At 70.4% G+C, this 5,721-nt stretch carries 5 protein-coding genes; 4 read left to right on the forward strand and 1 reads right to left on the reverse strand.

Annotated elements, in window-relative coordinates; genetic code table 11:
• The first annotated feature begins 825 nt into the window (after positions 1–825).
• From KUM49_RS38225 to KUM49_RS38235, 3 genes are all read left to right on the forward strand, one after another.
• A complete protein-coding gene (locus KUM49_RS38225; RefSeq protein WP_217241564.1) occupies positions 826–3,036 on the forward strand; it encodes an MMPL family transporter in 2,211 nt (736 codons plus the stop codon).
• A 116-nt stretch (positions 3,037–3,152) separates the two neighbouring features.
• Positions 3,153–4,334 (forward strand): sensor histidine kinase, encoded by a 1,182-nt coding sequence (locus KUM49_RS38230; RefSeq protein WP_217241565.1) that lies wholly within the window; start codon positions 3,153–3,155, stop codon positions 4,332–4,334.
• A gap of 52 nt (positions 4,335–4,386) precedes the next feature.
• Entirely contained in the window at positions 4,387–5,067 is a 681-nt protein-coding gene (locus tag KUM49_RS38235) for a response regulator transcription factor (protein WP_217241566.1), read from the forward strand.
• A 41-nt stretch (positions 5,068–5,108) separates the two neighbouring features.
• Here KUM49_RS38235 and KUM49_RS38240 read toward each other — a convergent pair whose 3' ends face one another.
• A complete protein-coding gene (locus KUM49_RS38240; RefSeq protein WP_308406944.1) occupies positions 5,109–5,492 on the reverse strand; it encodes a DUF1775 domain-containing protein in 384 nt (127 codons plus the stop codon).
• Between the two features lie 80 nt (positions 5,493–5,572).
• Between KUM49_RS38240 and KUM49_RS50905 the strand changes: the two genes are divergently transcribed.
• A partial coding sequence (locus tag KUM49_RS50905) for an FCD domain-containing protein (RefSeq protein WP_374200255.1) occupies positions 5,573–5,721 on the forward strand: 149 nt, incomplete at its 3' end.

Consider the following 5,721-nt stretch of genomic DNA (forward strand, 5'->3'; position numbering starts at 1 on the left):
GGCTACCTCGACTGCATCCCGCGCGAGCACCACGGACTCGTCACCGCACTGCGCGCCCGGGACACCAACACCGCCCTCGACCTCTTCGCAGCACACCGGCGCCATGCCGTCGACGTGGTCGCCGGAACCACTGCCTGAGTGTCGGCAGACGATCGAATGACGCCAGGCGGCCCGGGCGTCCAATGAACACGAGTCCGACGGAGCCGGGAGGCAGGCATCCCGCCTTCACGGCCATGATCGAGTGCTGAGCTTGGCGTCTATCCTCGCGGGTCACCCGACCTGCTGATCTGCGGTTCTTCCCGGGACAGCGGGGGCGGCCGTTCTCCACGCTTCGAGATGTCGAGTCACGAAGCACGAGAGAACGGCCGCTGCGTATGAGTCTCCCGGTCGACGCGCCCGCAGGCGACGCATTGGGCATCCTGTCCCGCTTTCGGGTCGAGTTCTACGAATGCCTCTACCGGCGCGCTGTACGCGGCTTTGGACCGCGGTTGGCTGGAGCCGACGCGGTTGCGCCGCACGCTGGACCCCGAGGAGGTCGCCACCTTCGCCACGTACCTCAAGCGGTTCAACACGGACATCGAGAACCTCGACGAGCGGCCCTGGCCCCGCCCCTGACCACGGGAACCTCTGAGACCGCGAGGCCCCTCTCCCCGTACGCCTCGATGCTGACCGCAGCGTGCCCCGTAGTGCCCTCGGAGGACATCCCGGGCACCGGCGTACTGCGTTCCCAGTACGGGAGAGTGTCGGCAGCCGCACGACGACGTGACCGCCGCTGCCCGGGAGTCTTGGGAGGTACCCGAGACCAGATGTGGAGACCTCCGTCCCGTGGCTACTTTTCTCTATCGACTGGGCCGTCTGACCTTCCGACGGCGTTGGCTCGTGACGTTCCTGTGGGTGGCGGTGCTGGCCGCGGTCGGCTTCGCCGCCGCCAAGGCGCCCGAGGCACCCGACGCGGGGTCGTCCATGCCCGGTATCGAGTCCCAGAAGGCGTTCGACCTGATGGACCAGCGCTTCCCCGGGGCCACGGCCGACGGGGCGAACGCGCGGGTCGTCTTCATCGCGGACGGCGGGCAGAAGATCACGGCCGCCGACAACCGGAAGACCATCGACGCGTTCGTCGAGCGGGCCGGCGTCGGTTCGCAGGTTGCCAGTGCCGTGAATCCCTTCCAGGCCGAGGCGGTCAGCAAGGACGCGACGACCGCGTACGCCACCGTCACCTACAAGGTGAAGGCCGAGGACCTCACCGACGCCGGCAAGAACCACCTCGAGAAAGCCGTCGAACAGGCCCGTGACGCGGGGCTGACCGTCGAGGTGGGCGGCACCGCGCTGGCCACCCAGCCGTCGGCAGGCGCTACGGCGGAGATCATCGGCGTCTCGATCGCGGCCGTCGTGCTGATGATGACCTTCGGATCGCTGGCTGCCGCCGGTCTTCCGCTGCTCACCGCCGTCCTCGGCGTCGGCGTCAGCATGGCGTCGATCATGGCGCTGTCCGACGCGTTCGGACTGTCCTCGTCGACCGGGACGCTGGCCACGATGCTCGGCCTCGCGGTGGGCATCGACTACGCGATGTTCGTCGTCTCCCGCTACCGCGAGGAGCGGGCCAACGGACACCACCCCCAGGAGGCGGCGGGCCTGGCCGCCGGCACTGCCGGGTCCGCCGTCGTCTTCGCCGGGCTCACCGTCGTCATCGCGCTGGCCGGGCTCTCGGTGGTCGGTGTCCCGATGCTGACCAAGATGGGTCTTGCCGCCGCGGGCGCGGTCGTCGTCGGTGTGCTGATCGCGCTGACACTCGTCCCGGCCGTGCTCGGTTTCTGGCCCAACGCCGTTCTCTCGCGCAGGGCCCGCAGGAGCGGACGTATCAAGGAGGGCGGCGAGAACAACGGCGGCAGCCGCTGGGCCCGCTTCGTCCTGCGCCGACCCGTGCCCGTCCTGCTGGCCTCCGTCGCCGGACTCGGCGCACTCGCGATACCCGTGATGGACCTGCAGCTGGGCATGTCCGGGGACGAGGCCAAACCGACCTCCACCACCGAACGCCGTGCCTACGACGCGCTCGCCGACGGATTCGGCCCCGGCTTCAACGGGCCGCTGACCATCGTCGTGGACGCCAAGGGCGCCCGGGACGCGAAGACCGCCGTGGCCAAGATCTCCAAGGAGATCGGCGCCACGGAGGGAGTCGTGTCCGTCTCGCCGGCCCGGTTCAACCCGGCCGGGGACACCGCGGTCTTCTCCGCGGTCCCGGCCGACTCGCCCACCAGTGAGCGTACGAAGGGCCTCGTCCACACCATCCGTGACGAGCGGCCCGCGACCGAGGTCTCGACCGGCGCGGAGTTCGACGTCACCGGCACCACCGCACTGAACATCGATGTCGCCCAGAAGATGCAGGACGCGCTGATCCCGTACCTGATCGTCGTGGTGGGTCTGGCGATCCTGCTCCTGCTGCTCGTGTTCCGGTCCGTCCTGGTGCCGATCAAGGCGGCGCTCGGGTTCCTGCTGTCGGTGCTCGCGGCCCTGGGTACTGTCGTCGCCGTCTTCCAGTGGGGCTGGGGTGCGGACGTGCTCGGCCTGGAGACGACCGGCCCGATCATGAGCATGATGCCGATCTTCCTGGTCGGTATCGTCTTCGGGCTCGCCATGGACTACCAGGTCTTCCTCGTGACCCGTATGCGGGAGGCGTACGTGCACGGCGACCGGCCCGGCCAGGCCGTGGTCACCGGCTTCCGGTACAGTGCCCGGGTCGTGGTCGCCGCCGCACTGATCATGATGGCGGTGTTCTCCGGATTCATCGGGGCCGGTGAATCCATGATCAAGATGATCGGCTTCGGGCTGGCCGTGGCAGTCCTGTTCGACGCGTTCGTCGTCCGTATGGCGTTCGTTCCGGCGGTCCTCGCCCTGCTGGGCAAGGCTGCCTGGTGGATGCCCCGTTGGCTGGACCGGCTGCTACCCGACATCGACGTGGAGGGCGCGGCCCTCCACCGGAAGCCCGCCGTGCCCCTCACCGTGGTCGGCACGCACGACCGGGAGTCGGCCCACATCTGACCCGCAGCCCGTAAGCGCCCGAGGGCCGCCCGTGCTCGTCACGTACGGCCCTCGTCGGCCGTACGCACGGGCCGTCACCCACCATGGCCCCAGCTCACTTTCCACCGGAGAGTCCGATGATCACCAGCTGGCAGCGGTACGCCAAGGACCATCCCCGCGTCGTCGACGTGGTGGTGATCGTGCAGCTCCACGCCGCCGTGGTCCTGGGAAGCGCGTTCACCACGGCAGCAGACTCCCGGACGAACGGATCGCTCGGTCTCGGCGTGCTGCTGGGCGGCATCGCCTGCGTCGCCCTGCTGTGGCACCGGAGCCACCCCCGTACCGTCGTCGCGGTGACCGCGATCTGCGGCAACACCGCCGGGGCGGTCGGCTATCTGCTCACCCCGCTGCTGCTGGCACCGGTCATGGCCGCGCTGTACTGGCTGGCCGTCCACACCGACCGCAGGACCGCACGCGTCCACTGCCTCGCCGTCACCGCCCTGCTGGTGGCCACGGCGATGCTCTTCGACCGGTACGGCCATCCGTTGGCCCTCAAGACGATCGGCCCCGCCGCCTGGGTGGTGCTGCCGATCGCCTGGGGTACGGCTTCCCGGCTGCGGAGCGCCTATCTGGAGGCCGTGCAGGCCCGCGCCGAACACGCGGAGCGCACTCGTGAGGAGGAGGCGCGCCACCGGGTCGCCGAGGAGCGCATGCGCATCGCCCGCGAACTGCACGACGTGGTCGCCCACCACATGGCGCTGGCCAACGCCCTGGCCGGCACCGCCGCACACCTCGCGGCCAGCCGCCCCGAGCAGACGGGGCGGGTCCTCGCCGACCTGGTCGGCACCACCTCCACCGCGCTGCGCGAACTGAAGGCCACCGTCGGCCTGTTGCGCCGGCCCGACGACTCGGAGGCACCCCTGGAACCCGCCCCCGGACTCGGGCGGCTGACCGAACTGGCCACCGCGTTCGCCTCCGCCGGGCTGACGGTCGACATCGTCACCGAGGGCGAACAGCAGCCGCTCTCACCGGGCGTGGATCTGACAGCATTCCGGATCGTGCAGGAAGCGCTCACCAACGTGGCCAAGCACGCGGCCGCGCGGGCCGCGCAGGTGACACTGGCGTACACGCACGACCGGCTGACCATCACGGTCACCGACGACGGATCCGGGGACACTCCCGTGGCACCCTCCCCGAGCGGCGGCTTCGGCCTCATCGGCATGCGGGAACGTGCCCACTCCGTCGGCGGCCGCGTCCGGACGGGACCCCGCCCCGAGGGCGGCTTCAGCGTCACCGCCGAACTGCCGATCCATCTCTGACCCCGACCCTGCCCCCGGCCGCAACTACGACCCCGGAAGCGAACCGAATCAGATGACCATCCGCGTCCTGTTCGCCGACGACCAAGCCCTGCTGAGAGCGACCTTCCGGATCCTGATCGACTCCTGCGACGACATGGAGGTGGTCGGCGAGGCCACGGACGGCAACGAGGCCGTCGAACTCGCCCACACCCTCCGCCCCGACGTCGTCCTCATGGACATCCGGATGCCCGGCTCCGACGGTCTGGGCGCCACCACCGCGATCTGCGCCGACCCGGACCTCTCGGGCACCCGGGTCCTCATCCTCACGACCTTCGAGACCGACGAGTACGTGGCCCGGGCCCTGCACGCCGGCGCGAGCGGCTTCCTCGGCAAGGACGTCACCGCCGACGTGCTCCTCGACGGCATCCGGACGGTGTCCGTCGGCGAGTCCCTGCTCTCCGCGCTCGCCACGCGCTCCCTCATCACCCGCTTCCTCGCCGCCCCCACGCCCGCCGACCGGCTGGCGATGCCCGAACTCCTCGCCACCCTGACCTCCCGCGAACGGCAGGTCATGGCGCTGGCCGCCGAGGGCAAGTCCAACGACGAGATCGCCGAGAGCCTAGTCGTCAGCCCTCTGACCGTACGTACTCACGTGCATCGCGCGATGACGAAGCTGGGCGCCCGCGACCGGGCCCAACTGGTCGTCATCGCCTACCAGTCCGGGCTCGTGCAGGCCCCTCCGCCCGCGTCCTGATCCGGCGCGTGGGACGTGCGCGTCCCACGGACCGGGTGGGATCAGCTCCCCGAGGCGGAGGTACGGCGGTTCGTCGGCCACCACGCTCCGGCACCGAGGACCAGCACTGCCACGACCACCCCGCCGACGACGAGGCTCATGGGCGTTCCGTCGTCGTCCTTCTTCGTGTCGGCCGCGGCCGCCGTGGCTTCGGACTCGGAAGACGCCGCAGTGACCGACGGGGTCGGGCTGGGCGTCGGGCTCGCGGTCGGGCTGGGAGCGATCGGCTTCGCGCCCGGTGCGGCCGCCTTCAACTTGAGCAGCGGGGCGGGCTGTTCGGGCTCCTCACCGCCCTTGGGCAGCTCGATCCAGCGCGAGACCTTCCCGTCGCTGTAGGTGTCGATGGTCTTGAACGCCACTTCCTCGACGTCCGGGAGCTGCCGGATCCTGACCTTGTACTCGGCGTCGGCGCCGGTCTTGAGGGCGGGTGCCGCCCACGACGTAACCGTCGTCGGTGGCCTTCGAGATGGTGCGCCTGGACATCGCCTTTCACGACGCGGTGTTCGCCGCCGCAGGGCACCAGCGCCTCGCCGACGCCTGGGACGGCATACGGTGCCAGGTCCACCTGTTCCTGCTGACCCGGATCGGCCGCAGCACCGTCGGCTACCTCGACTG

Source organism: Streptomyces sp. AC555_RSS877 (genome assembly GCF_019049245.1).
Classification (GTDB): domain Bacteria; phylum Actinomycetota; class Actinomycetes; order Streptomycetales; family Streptomycetaceae; genus Streptomyces.